The organism is Aquabacterium sp., from assembly GCF_048860245.1.
Lineage (GTDB): Bacteria > Pseudomonadota > Gammaproteobacteria > Burkholderiales > Burkholderiaceae_C > Aquabacterium.
The window spans coordinates 1-23,164 of record NZ_JBLIZW010000045.1 but is presented as its reverse complement, the minus strand read 5'-3'; the positions used below and the strand labels follow the sequence as shown (position 1 = coordinate 23,164).

At 63.7% G+C, this 23,164-nt stretch carries 17 protein-coding genes and 1 pseudogene; 7 read left to right on the top strand and 11 right to left on the bottom strand.

Translation table 11 applies throughout. The features are described 5' to 3' along the window. From ACMV18_RS05060 to ACMV18_RS05050, 3 genes are read right to left on the bottom strand one after another with little or no spacing between them, the layout of a single operon-like run. Positions 1 to 672, bottom strand: a complete 672-nt coding sequence (locus ACMV18_RS05060; RefSeq protein ID WP_420816946.1) for a hypothetical protein — start codon at positions 670 to 672, stop codon at positions 1 to 3. A gap of 41 nt (positions 673 to 713) precedes the next feature. Next, a complete protein-coding gene (locus tag ACMV18_RS05055) occupies positions 714 to 1,838 on the bottom strand; it encodes a hypothetical protein (RefSeq protein ID WP_420816945.1) in 1,125 nt (374 codons plus the stop codon). Then, the gene (locus ACMV18_RS05050) at positions 1,835 to 2,932 is read right to left on the bottom strand and encodes a hypothetical protein (protein ID WP_420816944.1); all 1,098 of its coding nucleotides are present in this window, start codon (positions 2,930 to 2,932) and stop codon (positions 1,835 to 1,837) included. The genes ACMV18_RS05055 and ACMV18_RS05050 overlap by 4 nt, the downstream gene beginning before the upstream one ends. Before the next feature lie 107 nt (positions 2,933 to 3,039). On the opposite strand from ACMV18_RS05050, the gene ACMV18_RS05045 reads away from it, so the two are divergent. Continuing rightward, positions 3,040 to 3,996 carry a class I SAM-dependent methyltransferase gene (locus ACMV18_RS05045; RefSeq protein ID WP_420816943.1) on the top strand — a complete coding sequence of 319 codons (957 nt, stop codon included), beginning with the start codon at positions 3,040 to 3,042 and terminating at the stop codon, positions 3,994 to 3,996. Here ACMV18_RS05045 and ACMV18_RS05040 read toward each other — a convergent pair. The 3 genes from ACMV18_RS05040 to ACMV18_RS05030 are packed head-to-tail and all read right to left on the bottom strand — an operon-like array spanning position 3,974 to position 8,421. After that, entirely contained in the window at positions 3,974 to 5,626 is a 1,653-nt protein-coding gene (locus ACMV18_RS05040; protein WP_420816942.1) for an acetolactate synthase large subunit, read from the bottom strand. The genes ACMV18_RS05045 and ACMV18_RS05040 overlap by 23 nt on opposite strands. Next, the gene (locus ACMV18_RS05035; RefSeq protein WP_420816941.1) at positions 5,623 to 6,786 is read right to left on the bottom strand and encodes an L-lactate dehydrogenase; all 1,164 of its coding nucleotides are present in this window, start codon (positions 6,784 to 6,786) and stop codon (positions 5,623 to 5,625) included. The genes ACMV18_RS05040 and ACMV18_RS05035 overlap by 4 nt, the downstream gene beginning before the upstream one ends. 9 nt (positions 6,787 to 6,795) lie before the next feature. Continuing rightward, positions 6,796 to 8,421 (bottom strand): FAD-dependent oxidoreductase, encoded by a 1,626-nt coding sequence (locus tag ACMV18_RS05030; protein WP_420816940.1) that lies wholly within the window; start codon positions 8,419 to 8,421, stop codon positions 6,796 to 6,798. Positions 8,422 to 8,527: 106 nt separating this feature from the next. Here ACMV18_RS05030 and ACMV18_RS05025 point away from each other — a divergent pair, with 106 nt between their 5' ends. From ACMV18_RS05025 to ACMV18_RS05005, 5 genes are all read left to right on the top strand, one after another. Further along, positions 8,528 to 9,505: an AraC family transcriptional regulator gene (locus ACMV18_RS05025; RefSeq protein WP_420816939.1), complete on the top strand. Its 978-nt coding sequence runs from the start codon at positions 8,528 to 8,530 to the stop codon at positions 9,503 to 9,505. Between the two features lie 113 nt (positions 9,506 to 9,618). Next, positions 9,619 to 10,371: a TorF family putative porin gene (locus ACMV18_RS05020; RefSeq protein ID WP_420816938.1), complete on the top strand. Its 753-nt coding sequence runs from the start codon at positions 9,619 to 9,621 to the stop codon at positions 10,369 to 10,371. A 231-nt stretch (positions 10,372 to 10,602) separates the two neighbouring features. Further along, positions 10,603 to 11,106, top strand: a complete 504-nt coding sequence (locus tag ACMV18_RS05015; protein ID WP_420816937.1) for a hypothetical protein — start codon at positions 10,603 to 10,605, stop codon at positions 11,104 to 11,106. A 50-nt stretch (positions 11,107 to 11,156) separates the two neighbouring features. Beyond that, positions 11,157 to 12,332, top strand: a complete 1,176-nt coding sequence (locus ACMV18_RS05010; RefSeq protein WP_420816936.1) for an aminotransferase class I/II-fold pyridoxal phosphate-dependent enzyme — start codon at positions 11,157 to 11,159, stop codon at positions 12,330 to 12,332. A gap of 82 nt (positions 12,333 to 12,414) precedes the next feature. After that, entirely contained in the window at positions 12,415 to 14,445 is a 2,031-nt protein-coding gene (locus tag ACMV18_RS05005) for an ATP-binding protein (RefSeq protein WP_420816935.1), read from the top strand. On the opposite strand, the gene ACMV18_RS05000 is transcribed toward ACMV18_RS05005, so the two are convergent. From ACMV18_RS05000 to ACMV18_RS04990, 3 genes are all read right to left on the bottom strand, one after another. Next, the gene (locus ACMV18_RS05000; RefSeq protein WP_420816934.1) at positions 14,435 to 16,405 is read right to left on the bottom strand and encodes a methyl-accepting chemotaxis protein; all 1,971 of its coding nucleotides are present in this window, start codon (positions 16,403 to 16,405) and stop codon (positions 14,435 to 14,437) included. The genes ACMV18_RS05005 and ACMV18_RS05000 overlap by 11 nt on opposite strands. Before the next feature lie 101 nt (positions 16,406 to 16,506). Then, positions 16,507 to 18,219: a YbaL family putative K(+) efflux transporter gene (ybaL, locus tag ACMV18_RS04995; RefSeq protein ID WP_420816933.1), complete on the bottom strand. Its 1,713-nt coding sequence runs from the start codon at positions 18,217 to 18,219 to the stop codon at positions 16,507 to 16,509. 57 nt (positions 18,220 to 18,276) lie between these two features. Then, positions 18,277 to 18,417 (bottom strand): hypothetical protein, encoded by a 141-nt coding sequence (locus ACMV18_RS04990; protein ID WP_374258874.1) that lies wholly within the window; start codon positions 18,415 to 18,417, stop codon positions 18,277 to 18,279. Between the two features lie 92 nt (positions 18,418 to 18,509). Here ACMV18_RS04990 and ACMV18_RS04985 point away from each other — a divergent pair, with 92 nt between their 5' ends. Continuing rightward, complete coding sequence (locus tag ACMV18_RS04985; RefSeq protein ID WP_420816932.1) at positions 18,510 to 19,871, top strand: DUF3443 family protein; 1,362 nt, start codon at positions 18,510 to 18,512, stop codon at positions 19,869 to 19,871. A 7-nt stretch (positions 19,872 to 19,878) separates the two neighbouring features. On the opposite strand, the gene katG is transcribed toward ACMV18_RS04985, so the two are convergent. Together katG and gyrB are read right to left on the bottom strand one after the other, a co-directional pair. After that, positions 19,879 to 22,092: a catalase/peroxidase HPI gene (gene katG / locus ACMV18_RS04980; RefSeq protein ID WP_420816931.1), complete on the bottom strand. Its 2,214-nt coding sequence runs from the start codon at positions 22,090 to 22,092 to the stop codon at positions 19,879 to 19,881. A gap of 302 nt (positions 22,093 to 22,394) precedes the next feature. Continuing rightward, positions 22,395 to 23,164: pseudogene (gyrB, locus tag ACMV18_RS04975) on the bottom strand (DNA gyrase subunit B); the annotation flags it as partial.

Sequence of the window (23,164 nt, the reverse complement as noted above, 5' to 3'; positions counted from 1 at the left end):
TTACCAATCCATTTGACGCGAGCGACGCACTTCGCTCGGTTGCGTCAACGACCCGTTGCCGTTGCCCCCCTCGGCTCCATTGGAACCACCACGCGCATTGACACCATTGTTGATCTGGTCAGACAGATCGCGGGCCGCGTTCATCAGCTTCTTGCTCATCCCGACCTTGACCCAGGCCTCGGCCCGCTGCTCGTTGTAGCCCTTCTCCAGCAGGATCACGCCACGCAACCGCCCCTCGGCATACGACTTCGTCACCTCGGTCAACTCTTCGACCATCTTGCGCTGGGTCTGCTTGTTAAGCGTGTTGCCTCCGCTGCCTTGCGTACGCGAGGCCTCTTCCAGATCGGTGGTCACCTCACTGGTGAGCCGCGAGCCCTGCAGGTTCTGGTTGATGAAGCGAACAATGGCCACCTTGGCCTTTTCCTCGGCAATCACATACGCCTTGTTGATGCCCCGCCGATCCGGGATGCTCACGGGCTGGTACACCGTCGAGTAGATGCGATTGAAGCTGCCATCCGGCCCCCATTCGATGCGTACGCCGTCTTCCTCCGCATCCCACGACACGCTCTTGTCGGCAGCCACGGTGGCATCGGTGGCCCATGCAGACGTATGCAGTGCGACCCCTACAAACAGGGCCGCGCCCACCGTTTTCAGAAAATTGATCCCGCTCATGATTGCCTTTCAAATGCTTGAAATGGATGGTGCCAGACGGATCAGGTACTGCCCCTGACCCAGGTACAGGCCTGCTTGCTGAGTATCTCGGTAGGCTCTGGGTCCACGACATTCGTCGTCAGTCCGGAACGAGACCGCTCGCGTGCAATGGTCGAACCCGGACCCTGCACCGGAAACAGATCGCTCAGTGGAATGACACGAATTCGGCTGCTCGACTTAAGTTGCTCCCGAAACGCGGCCACATTGATCTCTGCCTTGAGCTCTTGCATGCCCTCCACCAGCACCAATGCGCGGTCATAAGACCCCAGCACCACGCGCCCAGGCCCGACCACGCAAAAGCGTTCGCCTTGTGGCTGACCACGCTCGTCCTCAAAGTACACCAAAAAAGTCGTCCCCGCATGCGGCAGGCCCATGTTGAAGAGGATGGGATAGGCCCCCTTGTCGGGCCCCGGCGCCAAGGCCACACAGTCCCGCTTCACACCTGCCGCCAGGTAGACCTGGCTGTCGGCCACACAAAGGCCTTTGGGCGCACAGGCCTCCCGCTGGTCTGCCGTACAGGCCACATTCCGGGCGCCAGCCATGACCGCCTTGAGCCACGCCGGACTCAACTGGTAACGCACCACCAGTTGCAACACATTGGGATCCTGTACACCGGGACGGATGCTGGCCACCCCCGCTTCGACGACGGTACCAGGATAGCCTCGAAACAAACGGGTCAGATAGCGGCTCTTGAAGGCCCGCGCCTCGAGTTCCGTCGTCATGGCGTCGGCCATCAACGCACCGTCCACATGGGCGCGAGAACCCACTGTGAGCTTCACGAAGTTTTCGATTTCCTCGGTGGAAATGACCATCTTGTACCGGGCCACCACCTCCGCCCCATCCTGGCGTGCCTGCAACTGCTCAATGCCCTTGACGTGCCCTTCCAGGCTGGACATCAAGCGGTCGTACACCACCTCATCACCCTCGATGCGTCGGTCACTGACCACGATCTGCGGCACCACCTTTTGCAAGGCCTGTCGAATGGCGTCTTGTCGCGCCTCGGTCAGGCTGGCGCCACGCCCTTCCTGAATCAGCACCACATCCTGGGCTGCCCACACGATGCCCAGGCCGCACAGACTCAGGCACACGCACCCGATCAGCCACTGCACGCAGCGCCACACACTCATTGGCACTTCTCCTGGTAGGCCATCGATGCCGTCACCTTCGACAACTGCTGCAGATACGGTTCGATCGAATCGGGCAACACCAGCTGTGTTGATGCCTTGCCCAAATCATTCACCAGGATGAAGGTGGTCCGGTTGAGCTTGGTCACATACAGGGGCGGACGCATCCGCTGCACCAACATGCTGCTGCTCTGTCCACCGATGCCATCGGCGTACTCTTGCAACAAGTTCAATGGGAAAAACAGCCGGCCCAAGGCCTCACCACGCCGGTTGAGCAAGGCCAAGCAAATACCACTGGATCGGCTGGCCGCATGGGTCACTGACTCAAAGGTCGGGCGTGACATCGGGATGCTCTCGTGCAGCATGTTGCCCGCCCACGAATCCGTGCAATTGAATGCATAGGTGTCCGGCGAGTCGTAGGCATTGCCAACCTTGAAAGGCTGCCGCAACGCTTGTCGCACCGTGTTCGTGGCCGCACACACCGACTTCACCATGTCCGCATTGGGCGTGAGCTGGACCGGCAACACCATCTTGATCTCAGTCCCCTGTCGCACGGTCTGAATGCTGTCGACTTTCACGTCGTACAGCGTCAGATGCAGGTCTTTGATCGCCAGACGCAGCAACTTGCCAGCACTGATCAGGCGATCACGCTCGGAGTTGATCTGGGCACGTCCGTTCTTGATCGCCTCGGCCAGGCTGTCCCCGTCCACATCCGACGCCTTCGTCTCGGCCAGCAGCCGGCGCTGGATGACCGACGGCGAGACCGTCACGGTCATCTCGACGCGATAGAGTCGGTCCGACCGGTCCAGGTAACTTTGAATCACCTGATACCGGTCCACCACACCATTGGCGTGTGTGATGCTTTCTTCGGTCAGCTCATCGTTGACGACTTGCCGCTCGGACACCACCACGGCCCCAACCACCTGCTGCACCGCCGTGCGCAAGCCGTCCTGTTTGGCGGCCTCCACGCTCTCACCCACCCCTGTCACCCGGATGGACATCTCTGCCGCCTGCACCGCTGCGCCCATCAGGCCCAACAGGGCGATGGCACACAGCTTCTTCGCAGGTCGGAACCATGAGGCTGCGGATCGATTCATAACCAAAAATCCTAGCCGCTTTTCGCGGTCCAGGTCCAGTGGGATTCGGGGATAAGTCACATCCCCCTTCAACGACAATCAGGGTCTGTTTCGTTCGTTCCTGCACCATGTCCCAAGCCCTGCTCAACGCCATTGCCCACATGACGCTGTCCCCCGATGCGCAGCGCGTGTTCCATGGTCGCGGCGGCCTGCACCCAGGGTGCGAGCAGTGGACGCTGGACCTCTACCCACCGGTCTGCCTGCTCACCAGCTACCAGCCTGTGAGCGCGGAAGCGCTGGCCCCCATCGAAGCCGCGCTGCACGCGCGCTGGGCCACACTCTGCCCCGGTGAGCCGCTCAACCTCGTCTTCCAGCACCGCGACGAAGTTCGCGCCCACACCGAACTGCGCCACGGCACCGTGCCCGAGCCGCACATCGTGACCGAGCAGGGCAGCCGGTTCAAAGTTCACCTGCTGCGCGGCTTCAACCACGGGCTGTTCCTCGACATGGCAGAGGGCCGCCGCTGGGTGCGTGAACACGTCGCTGCACACCGCACAGCCGCCTCATCGTCGTTCAAGGTGCTCAACCTGTTTGCCTACACCTGCGCGTTTTCGGTGGCCGCCCTGCAAGGCGGTGCCAGCCAGGTCATCAATGTGGACATGGCCAGTGGCGCGCTGTCGATCGGTCGCCAGAACCACCAGCTCAACGGCCTGCCAGACGGCGCCACCTTTCTGGCGCACGACATCTTCAACTCCTGGGGCAAGATCAACCGGCTGGGGCCTTACGACCTGGTCATCATGGACCCGCCGGCCTACCAGAAGGGCAGCTTCGTGGCCGAGAAGGACTACACCCGGCTGATGCGCCGCCTGCCGGACCTGCTCGCCCCGGGCGGCCACGCCTTGCTGTGCCTGAACTCGCCCAAGCTCGGCCCCGACTTTCTGATGGACCAGATGGCCATCGAAGCGCCCGGCCTGCGCTGGGTCGAGCGCCTCCCCAACCCTGCAGCCTTTGCCGATGCCACCCCGGATCGGGCCTTGAAGGTGCTGGTGTATCAGGCCCCTCTCACGGCGCCACCTTGCGCTTGAGCGCCCGCGCAATCGGCTGCGGCAGGCTGGCGAGCGAACTCAGCACGTGCGGCAGCAGCTTGAGCTTGAGGCCGGCAAAGGCATTGGGCACCACTGCCTCGATCAGGTGAGGGCCAGGGGTGCGCAAGGCGTACTCCAGTGCCGCCACGAATTCCTCGGTGGTGGTGGCGCGCACCGAATGCACGCCCATGCTGTTGCCCATCTGAACAAAATCCAGCCCCGGGCTGCCCAAGTCCAGTTGTGAACGGGCCTTGTCGCCCTTGCCCGCCGCGCCCACGCGCTGCAACTCCACGTTCAGGATGGCGTAGGACTTGTTGTTGAAGATGATGTTGGTGACGTTCAGCTTTTCGCGCGCCATGGTCCACAGCGCCTGAATCGTGTACATCGCCGAGCCATCGCCGCTCAGGGCCACCACGGGTCGATCCGGGCAGGCAATGGCCGCGCCCACCGCCGTCGGTAAGCCCTGCCCGATGGCGCCACCGGTCAAGGTCAGCACATCGTGACGGGGCGCCCCACGTGTGAAGCTCGGCAGCATCACGCCCGAGGTTTGCGCCTCATCCACGATGATGGCGTTCTCAGGCAGCAGCGCGCCCACAGCCTTGCACACCTTTTCAGCAGTCAGCTTGCCACGGGGACGATCCGGGCGCACCGCCTCTTGCAAGGCGGGCGACAGGGATGCGGCCCCCAACTGTTGCACGAGCTTGCGCAAGCTGCCTTCGGCATCGTCCTGGAAGCCCGCCAGCGTGTGAACCTGGCAGCCGTCGGGCACCAGGTAGCTCTTCTTGCCGGGATAGGCAAAGAAGGACACCGGCGCCTTGGCATCGACCAGAATCAGGTGATCCAGCCCGGCCAGTTGCACAGAAGCCAGCTCGGCCAGATAAGCAATGCGCTCCACATGCGGCAAGCCTGCGCCCCGCTCAATGCGGGTCGGGAACACCTCGGCATACAGTTTGGTCCCCGTCTTGGCCGCAATGCGCCCTGCGGCCATCAAGGCTGGCTCACGCAATGCGCGCCCACCCAGCAAGATGGCGGTCTTGCCGCCGCTTTGCAAGGCACGGGCAATGGCGGCCACCGTGTCATCACTGGCCTTGGGCGGCGAGGGCAGCACCGGCAATTTGGCCGGGATGCCGCCTTCACCCCACGACACATCGGCCGGCAGAATCAAGGTCGCCACCTGGCCTTCCGGGCCCATGGCCGCCACCACGGCATCAACCGCATCCCGGCACAGGGTTTCGGTGCTCTGCGAGGTTTTCACCCACTTCGACACATTGCGCGCCACGGTTTCGATGTCGGACTGCAGTTGCGCGTCGTACTGAACGTGGTAGGTCGCATGGTCGCCCACGATGTTGACGATGGGCACCTTGCCCTTGCGTGCGTTGTGCAGGTTGGCCAGGCCATTGCCCAGGCCGCAGCCCAGGTGCAGCAGGGTGGCTGCGGGCTTGTCGGCCATGCGCGCATAGCCATCGGCCGCCCCGGTGGCGACGCCTTCAAACAGCGTCAGCACCGCGCGCATGCTGGGCTCGTTGTCCAGCGCGGCCACGAAGTGCATCTCCGACGTCCCGGGGTTGCTGAAACACACACGGATCCCGGCATCCACCAGGGTCTTCATCAAAGCTTGTGCACCGTTCATGGTGAGGTCCTCGTTTCCAGGTGTGAAGGCTGGATGTCGGCCACCGACCGCACCCCCGCCAAAGTCATGGCCAGCAGCAACTCACGCTGCCAGCGCGTCAACAAGTCATGCACGCCGGCTTCGCCCGCGGCGGCCAGGGCCCAGATCCAGGGGCGCCCGATCAACACCCCTTTGGCACCCAGCGCCAGCGCACGGAACACGTCCACGCCGCTGCGGATGCCACCGTCCACCCACACGTCGGTCTGGGCACCCACGGCCTGCACGATGGCGGGCAGCTTGGCCGCGGTGGACATCACCCCATCCAGTTGGCGGCCGCCATGGTTGGACACGATCAGCCCATCCACGCCCGACTGAACAGCCGCCTGCGCATCGGCCACATCCAGAATGCCCTTGAGCACCAGGGTGCCGGGCCACTGCGCACGCAGCCAGGCGATGTCGTCCCACGTCACGCTGGGGTCAAACTGACTGTCCACCCAGGCTTTGAACGCATCCATGTCACGCGCACCGGGGACCTGGTCGCTCAGGTTGCCAAAACTCAGCGGTTGGCCGCGTACCGCCACATCCCACAGCCATTGCGGGTGAGACAGCACGCCGTGCGCCTTGATCGCTTTGGCTTTCAGCCCCCCGGCAGACAAGCCATGGCGGGTGTCACGGTGGCGCATGCCTGTCAGCGGCAGGTCCACCGTGAAGATCAGGGTCCGGCACCCCGCCTCCCAAGCGCGCTGCAACAGGGCTTGGACAATGCCGCGGTCGCGCAGCATGTACAGCTGAAACCACACGGGCTGCGACACCGCCTGCATCACTTCCTGCAGCGCACAGATGCCCACGGTGGACAAGGTGAACGGCACGCCAACCGCCTGGGCCGCGCGGGCCGCCTGCACCTCGCCACGACGGGCCATCATGCCCGCCAGCCCCACCGGGGCCAAGGCCACCGGCATGCTGCAGGCCTGACCGGCCAAATGGGCAGAGGTGTCCACCCCCTCGACATTCACCAGCACCCGCTGACGCAACAGCACCTGGCCCCAGTCGGCCACATTGGCCTGCAAGGTCTGCTCGTCGGTGGCACCGCCGTCGAGGTAATCGAACAAGAAGCCGGGCAAGCGCTGCCGGGCCAAGTCTCGGTAATCTGCCGCCGTGGCGGGATAGCGCAAAGAGGGCATGGCCGGGCCTTATCGCGCAGTGCCCAGGTCCCGTGCGGCAGCCCGCGCGGTCAGGATGCAGCCCGGCAAGAAGGTGCCTTCCAGCGAGCGCTTGCCGCTGGCCCCACCGCCGCCAAAGCCCGCCGCCTCGCCCACGCAGTACAGGCCCGATACCGGCTGCCCCGTGCGATCGAGCACGCGGCTTTGCAAATCGGTCTGCAAGCCCCCCAGGCTCTTGCGCGTGATCAGCTGCATGTGGATGGCGATGTACGGCCCCGCCCCCTTCATCTGCAGCGGTGCGGGCGCACAGGTCCGCAGCTTGTCCGGGCCCCACTGGCGCGCATGCAGGATGCGACGAATCTGATCGTCGTTGTGCAGCTTGCTGCCGTGTGCAAAGTTGGCGTCGAAGGCATCGGCCGTGGCTTGCAGCACCGCAGGGTGCACATCCTGCGTGCCGTATAGGCGCTGCGTGAGGGCGTTCATCTGACGGGTCAAGCCTTCCAGCGTGTCGTCCACCAGGAAGTGCGGGCTCTCGTGCTGCATCTGGCGCACGAGGCGATCGTTGCTGGTCAGCATCTCGTAGACAAAGCGCACGAACTGCTTGTCCCGTACACGTGGGTTGTGCTCCGCCCCCGAGATGGCGAACTCCTTGGACGCGATCCGCCAGTTCATCAACTGCCAGGTGTAGGGCTGGTCCTGCGCGGCCACCCGCTGGCACAACTCATGGGTGTCAAAGCCCGTCACCAAGGGCTCGGGGCCGATGCGGCGCCCGGTGTGATCCAGCCACAGCGCCGACTTGCACGGAATCAGCGACAGGCCATGCCCGTCAAAGTGCGGCTGGGGATGCGGGATGCCCGCCGCATAGTTCCACATCTCGCCGGCATGGGTGATCTGTCCCCCCAATTCGTCCTTCACCAGGTGGTGCAGGGCGCCATCGGCAAAGGGGTGGGCGCCATTGAGCATGGCCGAAGGACGAGGCCGGTGGGCAGGCCAGTTCGCCACGGTTTGCGCATGCGAGCCATTGATGCCGCCCATGGCCAGCACCACCACGGGTGCATCGATGCGGACCTCGGCCCCCGTCGCCTCGTTGCGGGCCACGGCGCCTGACAAGGCCCCCGCCGTGCGGGTCAACGCTGTCACCCGATGGCCGCTCAAGACTTGCAGACGCCCGCCCCGATCGGCCCCCTGCATGGCCGCGATCATGCAGCGCGTCAGCTCACGCGAGGTCCCCCAGACGATGTGATAACGCGGCACGCTGTTGCCATTGCCGAACCGCCCGCGCTCCACCCAGTTCACCGCAGGCATGAACTTGAGTCCGTGGGACACCAGCCAGTCGTACACCTCGGTGCGCGAGTGCTGCACGTAATACTCGGCCCAGCGGCGCGGCCAGGTGTCATCGGCCGCCAACTCACCAAAGCGCAGCCAGTCCTGCAGGGCACGTTCAGGCGTGTCCGGAATCTTCATGCGGGCTTGCAAGGGCGTCCCCACCAGGGCCATGCCCCCGAAGGCCCACAGCGCCAGCCCGCCCAAGCGCTCGGGGGTGTCTCGGTCCACCACCGTCACATGCTGCCCGGCACGCAGGCACTCCAGGGCCGTGACGATGCCCGCCAAGCCCCCGCCCACCACCAGCACATCTGTCCGCAAACTCGAAGCCATGAGACGCCTTCCTCACTCAGCAAAGTGGCTGCCACGTTATCGACTTATCATCCCCAACCATTGACCAACAAGGACAACGCAATTGACTTTGCAGGCCACCGTTTCAATGAGCTGGGTGCAGACCGTCTTGGGCGAGGCTCGCCGACAAGGTCTGGATGACGCCACGGTACTGGCAGCCGCCGGCATCCGACAAGAGGAGTTAACGAGGGAACGATGGCCGATTGACCACATCACGCGGCTGTGGCGGGCGGCCGCCCGCTTGTCCCACGACCCTGGCTTTGGCCTGAAGGCCGGCTCCTTGGTCGGGCCCGCCAGCTTCAACGTGGTCAGCTTCATCCTGCAATCGGCGGCGTCGCTGCGGCAGGCGCTCACGGTCATCCAGAAATACCAGTCTCTCGTGTCCGACGGCGGTCGCTTCCAGTTGCTGGCCGGGGCCGATGCCAGCTGGCTGGTCTATCACCCGCGACAAGGCGATCTGGCCTTCAGCCCCCATCAACTCGAGGCCGTGCTGGCCGCCGTGGTGAGCGCCACGCAATGGATCACCCATCAACCCATCCGCCCCAGCCTCGTGCGCTTCAGCCATGAGCGCATTGGCCCACTGGCGGGTTACCGGCAGGTGTTTGCCTGCCCCGTTGAATTCAGCCAGGCCTACAGCGGCCTGCTCATTCCCAACCGGGTTCTGGACCACCCTTTGCCGCAGGCCAACGCCCAATTGGCCCAGGTGCACGAGCAATACGCGGCCGCGCAGCTCCACAGCCTGTCCCAGGGGCAAACCTTCGACCAAGCCGTCTACCAGTGGATCAGCACGCACATGGGGCCACCGCCGCCCACCCGCGTCGACGTGGCGCAGGCCTTCGGCCTCACCGAACGCACCCTGGCGCGACGCCTGCAAGCCTGCCAGACCAGCTACGTTGACATCCTCGATCAAGTGCGACGCGACTGGGCCTTGCAACAGCTCAGCGGCACCGACCGCCCCATGCTCGACGTGGCGCACAGCCTGGGCTTTGCCGAACTCAGTCCGTTTTACCGAGCCTTCCAGCGCTGGACGGGCATGACACCCGGGCAGTGGCGTCAACAGGGGTGACACACGCACCACCGCAGTGCCAAGCAGAATCGCCGGAGGTGGCACAGAAGCTGCGAGAGAGGAAGCCACAAGTTTTCCTTCCTCTCTGTTTTTGTCACTTCCTGGAGTTATTCATGAATATCAAGGCTGTCGTACTGGCTGTGCTGTCCCTGGGCTCGATCGGCGTGGCATGCGCCGAAGAAGCCAAGTCCGATTGGACCTTCACCGGCAACGCGGGTCTGTTCTCTGACTACCGCTTCCGTGGCTTCACCCAAACCAACTATCGCCCAGCCTTCCAAGGCGGCTTCGACCTGGCCCATTCGTCCGGTCTGTATGTCGGCAACTGGAACTCCAACGTCGAGCAAAACCTCTACCGCGGCGCCAGCATGGAAATGGACTTCTACGGTGGCTACAAGTACGCCGTGGGCGATGTGAACCTGGACGTGGGTGGCATTTACTACGCCTACCCTTCGGGCAGCAACGGCTCGACCAAGCAAGCGCACCAGACCGAGCTGTACTTCGGTGCGGCCTATGGTGAGTTCTCCGCCAAGTTCTCCTACGGTTTGTCCAACTTCTTCGGCTTGGGGGATGACACACCAGTCAAAACCAACGGCAACTACTACGTCGATCTGGGCTATGCCCATGACTTGGGCAATGGCCTGGGCATCAATGCCCATTACGGCTATCAATACGTCAAAAATGGCACCGATGCAGGCTTGATTTCCAACAGCGTGTCGGACTACCGTGTCGGCGTGACCCAAGACATGAAGGGCTGGTTGGTCGGCGCCTCCGTGGTCGCCACCAGCAAAAAGAATTTTGCGCCAACGGGTAACGGCAAAGACGGTGGCAAGACCTCCGTCGTGCTGTCCGTCGTGAAGTCGTTCTAAGCCGCCCCGCCGCTTCAGACGCTTCTCAAGCAAAAAGCCACCTGGCCATGCCGGGTGGCTTTTTTGTTTGCGAACGAGCCAGCATACAAGGCTTTCAAGGCGCGTGCATGACTGTTGTGCACAAACCCCGCGGCCTGAGTGTTTCGTGAAATCCCCACGCCCAAACTGGCCCAATTTCTGCATGATGGTCACATGAGCCTGTGCTGCAGGTGCTCTACCGGAGGATGACGTATGAACTGGTTCGGCAACCTCTCTTCAGACTGCGAACAACTGGTCGCCCCTGTCCAGCTGGTCGAAGGTCACTGGCGGCATCCCTTGCATGCTTATGGCGTGCCCGTGTTGCTGCGCGTCGTGATGGACGTGGCAGAGCCCCGCGTCGTGGCGGCGCAAGTCATCGAACATGGCACCCCACTGGATGTCGACAGCAGCGTGCTGGAATCTCTGGCGCAGTCGCTGTTTTCACAAGACGTGCATCACCAGCCCAAGGCGTGGGGCTTCGTGTCCTGCACCATGCTGCCCGACTGGGCCAAGCCCACCTTCTCGGAAAGCCAGATCGAAGAATTGCAGCGCATTGAGGGCTACCTCATTGAAGCCTCCGACGACAACATCGACTCGGTCCTGCAGTTGCGCGACGAGTTCCTCAAGGGCATCGGCGTGACGGACCAGCACATGTACCGTGCCGTGCGCCAAACCCCGCAGTTCGGCCACAAGCACGGTCGCAACCGGGTGAGCTGAGCGCCGCACCATCCGCGCCGCGAGAGGAGGGCAGTGGCACACTCCGAGCCATGCACTTCTCCCAACGCGCACAGTCGATCTCGCCGTTCCTGGCGATGGAGTTCGGCAAGCACGCCGCCGCACAGGAGGCCGCTGGCCATCGTGTCATCAAGCTCAATCTGGGTGAGCCCGATTTCGGCGCACCGCCTGCCGTCCTGAGCGAGCTGCAACGCGTCACCGCGCAAGCGGCCTTTCCGTACACCGGGGCACTGGGTCTGCCCGCACTGCGAGAAGCCATTGCCGGTTTCTACCAGACGGCGCATGGTTTGACCCTGTCACCCCATCGCGTGGTGGTCACGGCCGGGGCATCTGCCGCCTTGCTGCTGGTCACCGCCGCCTTGGTGAATCCGGGCGATGACGTGCTGGTGGGGGACCCGTCCTACCCCTGCAACCGGCAGTTCCTGCACGGCTTCGGAGCCGAAGTGCGACTGGTCCCGACCGACGCCACCACCCGATTCCAGCTGGATCTGGCCACGGTGCAACGGCACTGGTCCGATCGCACCACCGGCCTGATGCTGGCCACCCCCTCCAACCCCACTGGCACCTCGGTCCCCGCCGATGAACTGGCGGCCATCTGTGACTGGGCCCGACGCCACAATGCCTGGCGCATCGTCGACGAGATTTACCTCAACCTCAGCGATGCCGATGCACAGGGCCGTCCCGCCCAGAGCGTGCTGGCAGTGGACCCGGATGCCATCGTCATCAACAGCTTTTCCAAGTACTTCGGCATGACGGGCTGGCGCCTGGGCTGGGCCATCGTGCCCGACGCCATGGTGCCCGTGGTGGAGCGCCTGGCGCAGAACTACTACATCTGCGCCTCCACCCCGGCGCAACTGGCCGCGCTGGCCTGCTTCACGCCCGAAGCCATCGCCGTGTGCGAGGCGCGCCGTGCCGAGTTCGCCGCGCGCCGTGCGCTGGTGCTCGAAGGCCTCGCCCAGGCAGGGCTGAGCGTGCCGGTGCTGCCCGATGGCGCCTTCTACGTCTACATCGACGTCAGCACCACCGGCATGGACGCCATGCGCTTTTGCCAACGCGCGCTGCAAGAGGCCCATGTGGCGCTGACCCCCGGGCACGACTTTGGCCCCCAAGCCGGCGCCACGCATGTTCGTTTGTCGTATGCCGCTTCACGTGACGACCTGGAAGAGGGCATGACAAGGCTCTCACGTTTCATGCAAAGCCTGACATAACGTCACTTTTGCACGTTCGGGGTGCACGACACTGGTGACACCACGCGTTGTGAGGGCGTGTCCGAAAACTTAAGATGGCCTGATGGATTCCGCTTTCCCTCAAGATCAGGCCCTTGCTGCTGGCGCGAGCCCGGCCACCGAGCTGGCACAACTGCGTGCACAAGTGGCCCGCTACCGGGCTGCCTTCACGCTGTCAGCACCCGGTCAGGCCCTGATCGATCTCCATGGCCATTTCATGGAGGTCAACGACAGTCTGTGCCGCACCCTCGGCTACCCCGTCCACACCTTGCTCACCTTGCGTGCGCTGGACATCACGCACCCTGACGACATCAACGGAGACACCTGCGCGACCGCCGACCTGCTGTCCGGCAAGCGCCAGCAATACCGCCGCGAGAAGCGCTACAAGCGTCCGGATGGCTCCACCGTCTGGGCCCAGGTGACCACCGCGCTGGCCCGCGACGAACTGGGCAACCCGCTGTATTTCGTCGCCACCGTCGAAGACATCACCGAGCGCAAGGCCGCTGAACACGCGCTGCGCGAACGCGAGGCCCTGCTCAGCAGCATGGGCAAGTTCGTGCCCGGCCTCATCCACAAAATCGGGTTCGATGCCCATGGCCGCGCCCGTTTCCAGTACATCAGCGACCGCGCCATCGAAATGTTCGAGCTACCACACGAGCTGATGGAGCGGGATTACTACGCCCACCACAGCCGCGTGCACCCGGACGATCTGGCCTACGCTCAGAGGCTGGCTCAAGCCCCCAAGCCTGGCGCCAAATTGCGTCCGGTGGACTTTGAGTACCGGGTGATCCTGCCCAGCAAAGGCCTGCGCGTCTACGGCGGACACGCCATTCCCGTGACCGAGGAAGACGGCAATGTGGTCTGGTACGGCCACACCGCCGACCTCACCGACAAGAAGGCCTTGCTCGAAGCCCGCATGGCCGCCCAGGTGGCCGAAGATGCCAACCGGGCCAAGAACGAATTCCTCTCGCGCGTCAGCCACGAGCTGCGCACGCCCCTCAATGCCGTCATCGGCTTTGCCCAGTTGCTGCGCCTGAGCTCGGCCGGTCACCTCAATGCCGACCAGCTTCAAAACGTCAAGCTCATCGAAAACGCGGGCTCACACCTGCTGGGCATCATCAGTGACGTGCTCGACCTGTCTCGCATCGAGGCGGGCAACCTGCCACTGTCCACCGACACCTGTCGTCCGTCCGCCCTGTTGTCCGAAGCCTGTCACCTGGTGGGCCCTCTGGCCAGCAAGAGCGGTATCGCCATCTGCCCGGCACAAATCAGCAGCGATGCGGCCATTCGCATCGACCCGATGCGCTTGCGTCAGGTGCTGGTCAATCTGCTGAGCAACGCCATCAAGTACAACCGTCCGAAGGGCCATGTCATCCCGCGCATCTGGCGCGATGGTGATCAGGTGGCCATCGCCATCGAAGACACCGGACCTGGCCTGAGCGCCGAGCAACAGGCACATCTGTTCGAGCCCTTCAACCGCCTGGGCGCCGAACGCACGGGCGTCGAGGGCACCGGCATCGGACTGGTCATCGTGCGCAAGCTGATGGAGGCCATGAACGGCCGACTCGAAGTCCGCAGTCCACCCGGTCGAGGCGCCACCTTCATCGCGTGGGCCCCGGCTGCTGCCGTGGCAGAACAGCCCGACTCGGCCTCATCATCGCCCGCGCCTCAGGCCCAGGACAGCGGACCACATGGTGAAGCCGAGCTGACGGTGCTCTACGCGGAAGACAACGAGGTCAACATCGAGCTCGTTCGACAGGTGCTGCGCCTGCGGCCCAAGGCCAAGCTGCACATTGCCTCGAACGGCACCGATGCACTCGCCATGGCTCGCGCCATCCGCCCCGACTTGTTCCTGCTCGACATGCACCTGGGCGACATGACGGGCTTCGAACTGGCAGACCTGCTGCAACAGGATCCCCAGTTGAGCCACATCCCGCGTGTGGCGTTTTCAGCGGATGCCATGCCGGACCAGATCCACAAGGCGCGGGAAAGCGGCTTCAGCGGCTACCTGACCAAGCCTCTGAATGTCGATGCGCTGCTCGCCTGCATCGATGCGCACACCGAGCGCGTGCAGCAAAGCGCCATCAAAGCCTGAAAAACGCCATCTCCTCGTTGAGGCGCAAGGCGTTGTCGTTCAACGAGGCGGCGGCGGCGGCCGTCTGCTCGACCAGGGTGGCGTTTTGCTGGGTCATGGCATCCAGTTGCGACACCGCCTGCCCCACCGCGCTCACGCGACTGGCCTGCGTGCGTGTGCCATCGCCAATCTCGGTGATCAACTGCCGGACCTGGGTGGCATGCGCCACGATCTGGCGAATGGTGGCGCCCGCCTGGCCCACCACCGTGGCGCCCTCCTCGACATGGTCCACGCTGTTGCCGATCAGCGCCTTGATCTCGCGTGCCGCCTCGGCCGAGCGCTGCGCCAAGGCGCGCACTTCGCTGGCCACCACGGCAAAACCCCGCCCTTGCTCCCCCGCACGAGCGGCTTCGACTGCCGCGTTGAGCGCGAGGATGTTGGTCTGAAACGCAATGCTGTCGATGGTGCCAATGATCTCGCCGATGCGCGCCGATGACGTGCGGATCTGCGCCATGGTGCTGACCACCTGTTCGACTTCGGCGCCGCCTTGCTCGGCCACCTGGGCATTGAGCACCACGATGTCCGATGCGCCAGACGCCATCTGGGCTGACTGCTGCACCGTTTCGCCAATGTGCGTCATGGCCGCCGAGGTCCGTTGCAACTGAGCGGCCGTCTCATCGGTACGCCGAGACAGGTCCATCGAGGCCATGGCCACTTCCTGACTGGCAGTCTGGATTTCATCGGCGCTGTCACGCACCTGGTGGACGATGCGACGCAAGGCGCCCAGGGTGGCGGCCAGGGTGTTCATCAACTCGGCCACTTCGTCGCGCCCCCACGGACGCGGATCGAGCGTGAGGTTGCCCTGCGAAATTTCGGTGAGTTGGCGCGCCACCTCGGCAATGCCGCCTTGGGTCACGCGGTAAAACGCCACCAGCATGTAGATGGCCAGTGTGATGCCCGCCAGCGCAATGCCCACTTGCGTCCACAGGGTGTGCTGCAAGTGGCCCACCCGTGCCGCCAGCCGCTTGTCCAGCGCCGACAGGATGCGATCAATGCTTTGGTAGTGCAGGGCGATCGCCTCGTTGCCCGCCGCCACAAAGGCTTTGGCATCTCCCGACGGCACGGGCGCCAGCACCTGTTGGAGCACCAGTGCCAGAAAGCGCTGACTGGCTTCCTGGGTGCCGCCCACGTCCACTTCCTGCGCAATGCTGGGGTCGGCCTCGATGGCCCGCTTGAGCGCCTGTTCGGCCCCGTCCTGATGCGCCATGGCAAAGGCGTAGGCACGCGACACCAGATCGTGCTGGGCCATGCTCTTCCCACCCGAGGCAATCAGCTTGTTGCCCAAGCCACGCATCTTGCCCATCTGCTCAATCAAGCGAGGCTGCTTGAACAGCGCCGCATCCATCAGGTAATAGGTGTCGACATCCGGATCCAGTGTGAGGTTCGAGTGGTCCGTCACATCCTGCAGCAAGGCCAGCACCGCATCCATGAAGGCCGTGTGTGCGGCAAATGTCTGGTTGGCGTCGCCCTTGATCGGCTGGTCCAGCAAGTCCGCATGCAATCGCTGAACCTGCTGCAAGGCCTTGAGCGTACCTGGCAAGTCCCGGATCAAGGCTTGCTGCACATTCGACACCGACTGAAGTGCCGTCTGAACACGACTCTGTGCCTCGGCCAGATCCGCCGCCTGTGCCGTGGCCGCACGCCGCCGGTTCTGCGCCGCATCGAGCACGGCCATCAGGGTGCGGCCATACACCACCCCCAGGCGCTCTTTGGCCGAAAACTCGATGTTCTGCGTGGCCGACATCCACAGTGACGCCATCAGCACCACAATCGGCAGCATGAAGGCCAGCGACACCCACATGGACTTGGCCGGAAAGCCCATGCGCCGAAACGCCCGAATGCCCGGCGCCATCACGCCATGGTGTTGAAAGAACGAGGGGAGGTGTTCTCCCCTGTTGTTGTGCGAACCTGTCCAGCTCATCTGCGATCCCAATACTGCTCGGGCGCTGCCAGATGGCGCCCAGGACCCACAGCGCACCGAGGCGGTGCCTGCTACTTATGAGCCCGGACAGATCGCAAGATTCAAGCCATCGTGGCGTCTGACGATGCTTTCCCAAACTGGGTGAGCACATGACGTCCCATGCCGCGCGCCAACTCGGCTTCACCAAAGAAGATGGTCCCGCTGCCCTCTTCGGCCAACAAGGCGGCCTCTTCTTCGTTGTGGGTGCGCACCACAATCTGGATGCCAGGATTGAGCGCACGGGCGGTGGCCATCATCTGCCGCACATCCAGCGTATCGGGCGTGGCCACCACCAGCATGGCCGCCTGCGCAATGTGCCCCTGAATCAGAACCGCCGGATCGGCTGCATCCCCGGACACCGCCGCCTGGCCGGCAACGCGCAAGCCCTCCACGGTGTCGCGGTGCTGCTCCACCACCACAAAGGGAATGTCATGGCTCGTCAGCTCGGCGGCAATGCGACGGCCCACCCGGCCATAGCCCACCAGCACGACCTGCCCCGACAGGTACTTGCCGGGCGTGGCCGGGGGCAATTCGGCCAAGGGGTCGGCGGGACGCTCCAGATGCCGTGCCAATGGCGAGCGCGCCGTCCACCAGCTTTGCAAAGGCTTCATGGCCGCAAACACCAGTGGATTGATGGCAATCGAGATCAAGGCCCCCGCCAGGATCAGGCTCTGCCCCTCGGCGGGCAAGAGCTTCAGGCTCACCCCCAGGCCCGCCAGAATGAACGAGAACTCGCCAATCTGGGCCAGGCTGGCGGCAACGGTGAGGGCCGTGTTCAAGGGATAGCGCAGCGCCAGCACCAGCATGGCCGCCACCCACGACTTGCCCAGCACGATCACGCCCACCACGGCCAGCACCTGCAAAGGCTGCTGCACCAGCACCATCGGGTCAAACAACATGCCCACCGACACGAAGAACAGCACGGCAAAGGCTTCGCGCAAGGGCAGGGACTCTTCAGCGGCACGGTGGCTGAACTCCGACTCGCGCATCACCATGCCCGCAAAGAAGGCGCCCAGGGCAAACGACACCCCAAACAAGGTCGTCGCAGCATAGGCAATGCTCAAGGCCGCCGCCACCACGCTCAAGGTGAACAACTCGCGCGAACCCGTGCGCGCCACCAGCCACAAGAGCTTGGGCATCACACGGCGCCCCACCACCATCATCAAAGCGATGAAGGCTGACACCTTGACCAAGGTCCATCCCAGGGTCGGCCACATGCTGGTGGGTCCGGCTGGCCCAGCCTCACCGCCCAAGACCGCGGCCAGTGCAGGCAAGAGCACCAACACCAGCACCATGGCCAGGTCTTCCACAATCAGCCAGCCCACCGCAATGCGGCCATTGAGCGAATCCAGCGTGCCGTGGGTCTCCAAGGTCCGCAACAGCACCACCGTGCTGGCCACCGACAAGGCCAGGCCAAACACCACGGAACCGGCCAGCCCCCAGCCCCACCACCAGGCCAGTCCAGCCCCCATCGCCGTGGCCACCACAATCTGCAAGATCGCACCGGGTACGGCAATCTTGCGCACCTGCAGCAAATCGTCCAGCGAAAAGTGCAGGCCCACGCCGAACATCAACAACATCACGCCGATTTCAGCCAGCTCACCGGCAATCGCCGTGTCGGCCACAAAGCCCGGCGTGAACGGGCCAATCAACACCCCAGCCACCAGATAGCCCACCAGGGACGGCAGCTTCGCCCGCGTTGCCACGTAACCCAGCACCAGGGCCAGGCCCAAACCAGAAGCAATCGTCGAGATCAGCGGCACACTTTGGGTCATCCAGAACATCCTTTCAAAGAGGGGGTCTCAGGATGAGTCAGGAAACAGGGCAGAAGTTCACCCCAGCAACTTCGCCAACCCATAAATGGCGCACCCTGCTGACAGTGCCGCCGTGACGGTGCGCAAACCCTTGTGGGTGGACAACATGCCCAGCGTGCTGCTGGCGAGAATCGCGATGAAAAGGTAGGTCAACTTCATGGCCCGCATCTTAGTGCGCCCAGATTGACGAAGCCCACACCAACGGTGTCGCTTCGCTTCAAAATGGCACATCGCACCGTGTTGGAGAAGCCATGTCACGCGCCCAGATCCGCCAGATCATCAGCGGGTTGATCATCCTCTTGTCCCTGTCCGCTTGCGGAGGCGGCGGGGGCGGCAGCTCGCCGGCCACCACCACGGTCAACACGGCCCACGGCTCCAACAGCAGCACCGACATCAGCGGCTTCACCGTGCAGGATGTCAGCGAGTGCGCAGCCGCAGATGCCGCCTCACCCAACGTCGTGCCCGTTTGCGTCGACAACGGGCCGGATCCCGCACAGGTCAACGTCGTCAACGAGCCTTACGTCACCGTCACCTTGTGTGTGCCGGGCAGCACCACCCAATGCGTGACCGTCGACCATGTGCTGGTCGACACCGGCTCAACGGGTTTGCGGGTCGCCGTCGAAGCGCTTGGCACCCAGAGCTTGCCCCTGCCCGCCGTCAAGACCAGTGCAGGCAGCAAGCCCATCGCCGAGTGCTATCAATACGTATCGGGATGGACCTGGGGGTCGCTCAACAAGGCCGATGTCTATGTGGGAGGCATGGTCGCACGCAGCGTCCCCATCCACATGCTGGGCTACTCTTCTGCCAACCCCTCACTGGGCGGGGCAGGTGGCGGAGCCTTCCCGCACGTTCCCGCATCCTGCTCGGGCAGCAACGCCAATGGCAACATGAACAGCGTCAGCGAGATGGGTGCCAATGCCATCCTGGGCTTGTCCACCTTCGATCGTGATTGCGATGGCTGTGACACCGCCACGGCCAACAACCAGTATTTCACCTGCACGGCGATCGGTGCCTGCACATCGGTGGCCGTGCCGCTCACCAACCAACCCGGTCATCTGGGTTTGTATTTCAGCAGCGCCTATGCAAACGGCGTGAGCCTCACCATGCCGACGGTGTCGGGCGTCACGGCCGCCAAGCTGCAAGGCACCTTGACCTTTGGCGTCCCGAGCCTGCCAGACGCAGCGACGCAACTGGTCCTGAATCAATACGGGCAGTTCACCATCAGCTACAACGGCCAGACCTACAGTTCCGGCTTCATTGACAGCGGCTCCAACGCCCTGTTCTTCGACTCAACCGCCGGCATTGGCAACTGCACGTACAACACCGGCTTTTATTGCCCCACGTCTGCCGTCACGATCACCGCCACGAATGCCGATGGCAATGGCCACAGCAGCACCTTCAGCATGGCACTCAACAACATTGATGCGCTGATGGGCCAGCTCGGCTCCACCGCCGTCATCGTGGGACTGGCAGGGCCCGTCACCGGCAGCACCACCGATGTGGACCCCACCTTCGACCTCGGCTTCCCCTTCTTCATCGGCCGCACCGTGTATGTGGTGCGTCAGGGCACGGCCATGGGATCGGCTTACGGGGTGGTGGCGTACACGCCCTGACCCGGACTCACTTCTTCAGATCAAAGCGATCCAGCTCCATCACCTTGTGCCACGCCGCCACAAAGTCACGGACCATCTTGGCCTGCCCATCGTCCTGGGCATAGACCTCTGCCAAGGCCCGCAACTGGGCATTCGAACCGAAGATCAAGTCCACCACGGTGGCCGTCCACTTCACGGCGCCCGTCTTGCGATCACGGCCTTCCAGCACATTGGCATCGGCCGCTGAGCGCTGCCATGCCGTGCGCATGTCGAGCACATTGACGAAGAAGTCGTTGCTCAACGTGCCAGGGCGTTGGGTGAACACGCCATGCTGGCTGCCAGCGGTGTTGGCATTCAAGGCGCGCAAACCACCCACCAGCACGGTCATCTCGGGGCCTGTCAAGTTGAGCAACTGGGCCTTGTCGATCAACATCTCGGCGGCATACGACGCCATGTCCGGAGCCACGTAGTTGCGGAAGCCATCGGCGCGCGGCTCCAGCACCGCAAGCGATTCGACATCGGTCTGCTCTGGCGTCGCATCGGTGCGGCCCGGCGTGAATGGCACGGTCACAGTGTGACCCGCCTTCTGCGCGGCGGCTTCAATGGCCGCACCACCTGCCAACACGATCAAGTCTGCCAGCGACACCTTCTTGCCACCCGTTTGTGCAGCGTTGAAGGCCTGCTGGATGGCCGTGAGCTGGGCCAGCACCTTGTCGAGTTCTGCCGGGTTGTTCACGGCCCAGTTCTTTTGCGGTGCCAGGCGGATGCGTGCCCCATTGGCCCCCCCACGCTTGTCGCTGCCGCGGAAGCTGGCAGCCGAAGCCCAAGCCGTGTTCACCAGTTGCGACACGGTCAAGCCCGAGGCCAGCACCTGCGCCTTCAAGGTGGCCACGTCTTGCGCGTCAATCACCGGGTGGTCCACGGCGGGCACCGGGTCTTGCCACGTGAGCACCTCGGCCGGCACGAGCTTGCCGAGATAGCGGGCGCGCGGACCCATGTCGCGATGGGTCAGCTTGAACCAGGCGCGAGCGAAGGCATCGGCAAACTCGGCCGGGTTGGCGTGGTAGCGGCGCGAAATCTTTTCGTATGCGGGATCAAAGCGCAGCGAGAGGTCGGCCGTGGTCATCATCGGCGGGTGCTTCTTGCTCGGATCGTGCGCGTCCGGGATCATGTGCTCGGGCTTGCAGTCCTTGGGCGTCCATTGGTGGGCGCCGGCCGGGCTCTTGGTCAGCTCCCACTCGTAGCCGAACAGCATGTCGAAGTAGCCGTTGTCCCACTTCGTGGGGTTGGGCTTCCACGCACCTTCAATGCCGCTGGTGGTGGTGTGCACGCCCTTGCCAGTGCCGAACTGGTTGATCCAGCCAAAGCCCATGGCTTCTACCGGTGCGGCTTCAGGTTCAGGACCGACCAACGCTGGGTCACCCGCACCGTGCGCCTTGCCGAAGGTGTGACCGCCAGCCACCAAGGCCACGGTTTCTTCGTCATTCATGGCCATGCGGGCAAAGGTTTCGCGCACATCACGGCCCGAAGCCACGGGATCGGGGTTGCCATCCGGCCCTTCGGGGTTCACGTAGATCAGGCCCATCTGCACGGCGGCCAAGGGGTTGTCGAGTTCGCGCTCGCCCTTGTAACGGCTGTTGGCCTCCTTGCTGCTGGCGAGCCACTTGGTCTCGGGCCCCCAGTAGGTGTCTTCGCCAGGCTCCCAGATGTCTTCACGGCCACCGGCAAAGCCGAAGGTCTTCAAGCCCATGTTGTCCAGCGCCACGTTGCCGGCCAAGATCATCAAGTCGGCCCAAGAGATGTTGTTGCCGTACTTTTGCTTGATGGGCCACAGCAGGCGGCGTGCTTTGTCGAGGTTGCCGTTGTCAGGCCAACTGTTGAGCGGGGCAAAGCGCTGTGCGCCTTCGCCAGCACCGCCACGGCCATCGGCCACGCGGTAAGTCCCGGCCGAGTGCCAGGCCATGCGGATGAACAAGCCGCCGTAGTGGCCCCAGTCAGCGGGCCACCAGTCTTGCGAGTCGGTCATCAGGGCATGCAGGTCCTTGACGACGGCGTCCAGGTCGAGCGACTTGAACGCCTCGGCGTAGTTGAAGTTTTCACCCAAAGGATTCGCTTTGGGCGAGTGCTGATGAAGGATGTTGAGGTTCAGCTGCTCCGGCCACCAGGTGCGGTTGGTGGGCGCGGCGGCCACGCGGGTCTGAGGGTTGGCCGCGTGGAAGGGGCACTTCGATTCGGTGGTCATGAGCGTCTCCTGTGTCAGTCAGCGGGGGTGCTGAAAAGCAGTTTAGGAAACGCGTTCGAATAGAGCAATCCAATTAGATCTATCGATCTGATAGCAAATAAAGCATACCAAGTGATGACCTGCTCCTACCGCAGAGAACCGGGCTGACACCTCCATTTGTGATGGCCTGCAGATGGACACCAAAAGGTCACGCACAACCCAATTCGCTACCAACGGCAAAAAACAAAACGCCTGGCTTTGCCAGGCGTTCATTCATCAGCAATCTGCAAGTACAGGGAATACTTGCGAGAACCTCAACCGCATCAAGCGTCGATGTTCGTCGCCCGCAGCGCATTCGTCTCGATGAAGTCGCGGCGCGGCTCCACCTCATCGCCCATCAGCATGGTGAATACGCGGTCGGCTTCGATGGCGTCCTCAATCTGCACGCGCAGCAAGCGGCGCACGTTCGGATCCATCGTGGTTTCCCACAGCTGCTCGGGGTTCATTTCGCCCAAGCCCTTGTAGCGCTGGCGGCCCACCGAGCTTTCGGCTTGTTGCAGTAACCAGGCCATGGCGGTGCGGAAATCGCCCACCTTGGCTTCTTTGGCCTTTTCGCCCTCACCGCGACGCACCAGGGCCTCACCGGTCAACAGACCCTTGAAGGTCGTACCGGCCTCGGCCAGCACTTCGTAGTCGGCGCCATGCACAAAGTCGGCATTGATGATGCTGTACTTGGTGTTGCCGTGGAAGATGCGGCTGATGCGCAGCACCTGCTTGTCGGTGCGCACGTCCAGCTCGGCCGTGACTTCGGCGTTGTGCAGCGCAGCCTTCAAGGCCGCGGCACTGGCTTGTGCCGCTTCGGCCGAATCCAGATCCAGGGTCAGGCCGTTGGCAATGGCGCGCAGGGCTTCCACGTCCATCCAGTTGCCCAGGCGTTCCACCACGCTGTTGGCCTTCACATAGGCTGCGGCCAGACCTTGCAGTGCGTCGCCGCTGATCGCAGGCTTGCCCTCACCGGGCTCCACCGCGGCACCATCCAGTGCCACCTTCATCAGGTACTCGTCCAAGGCGCCCGCGTCCTTCAGGTATTGCT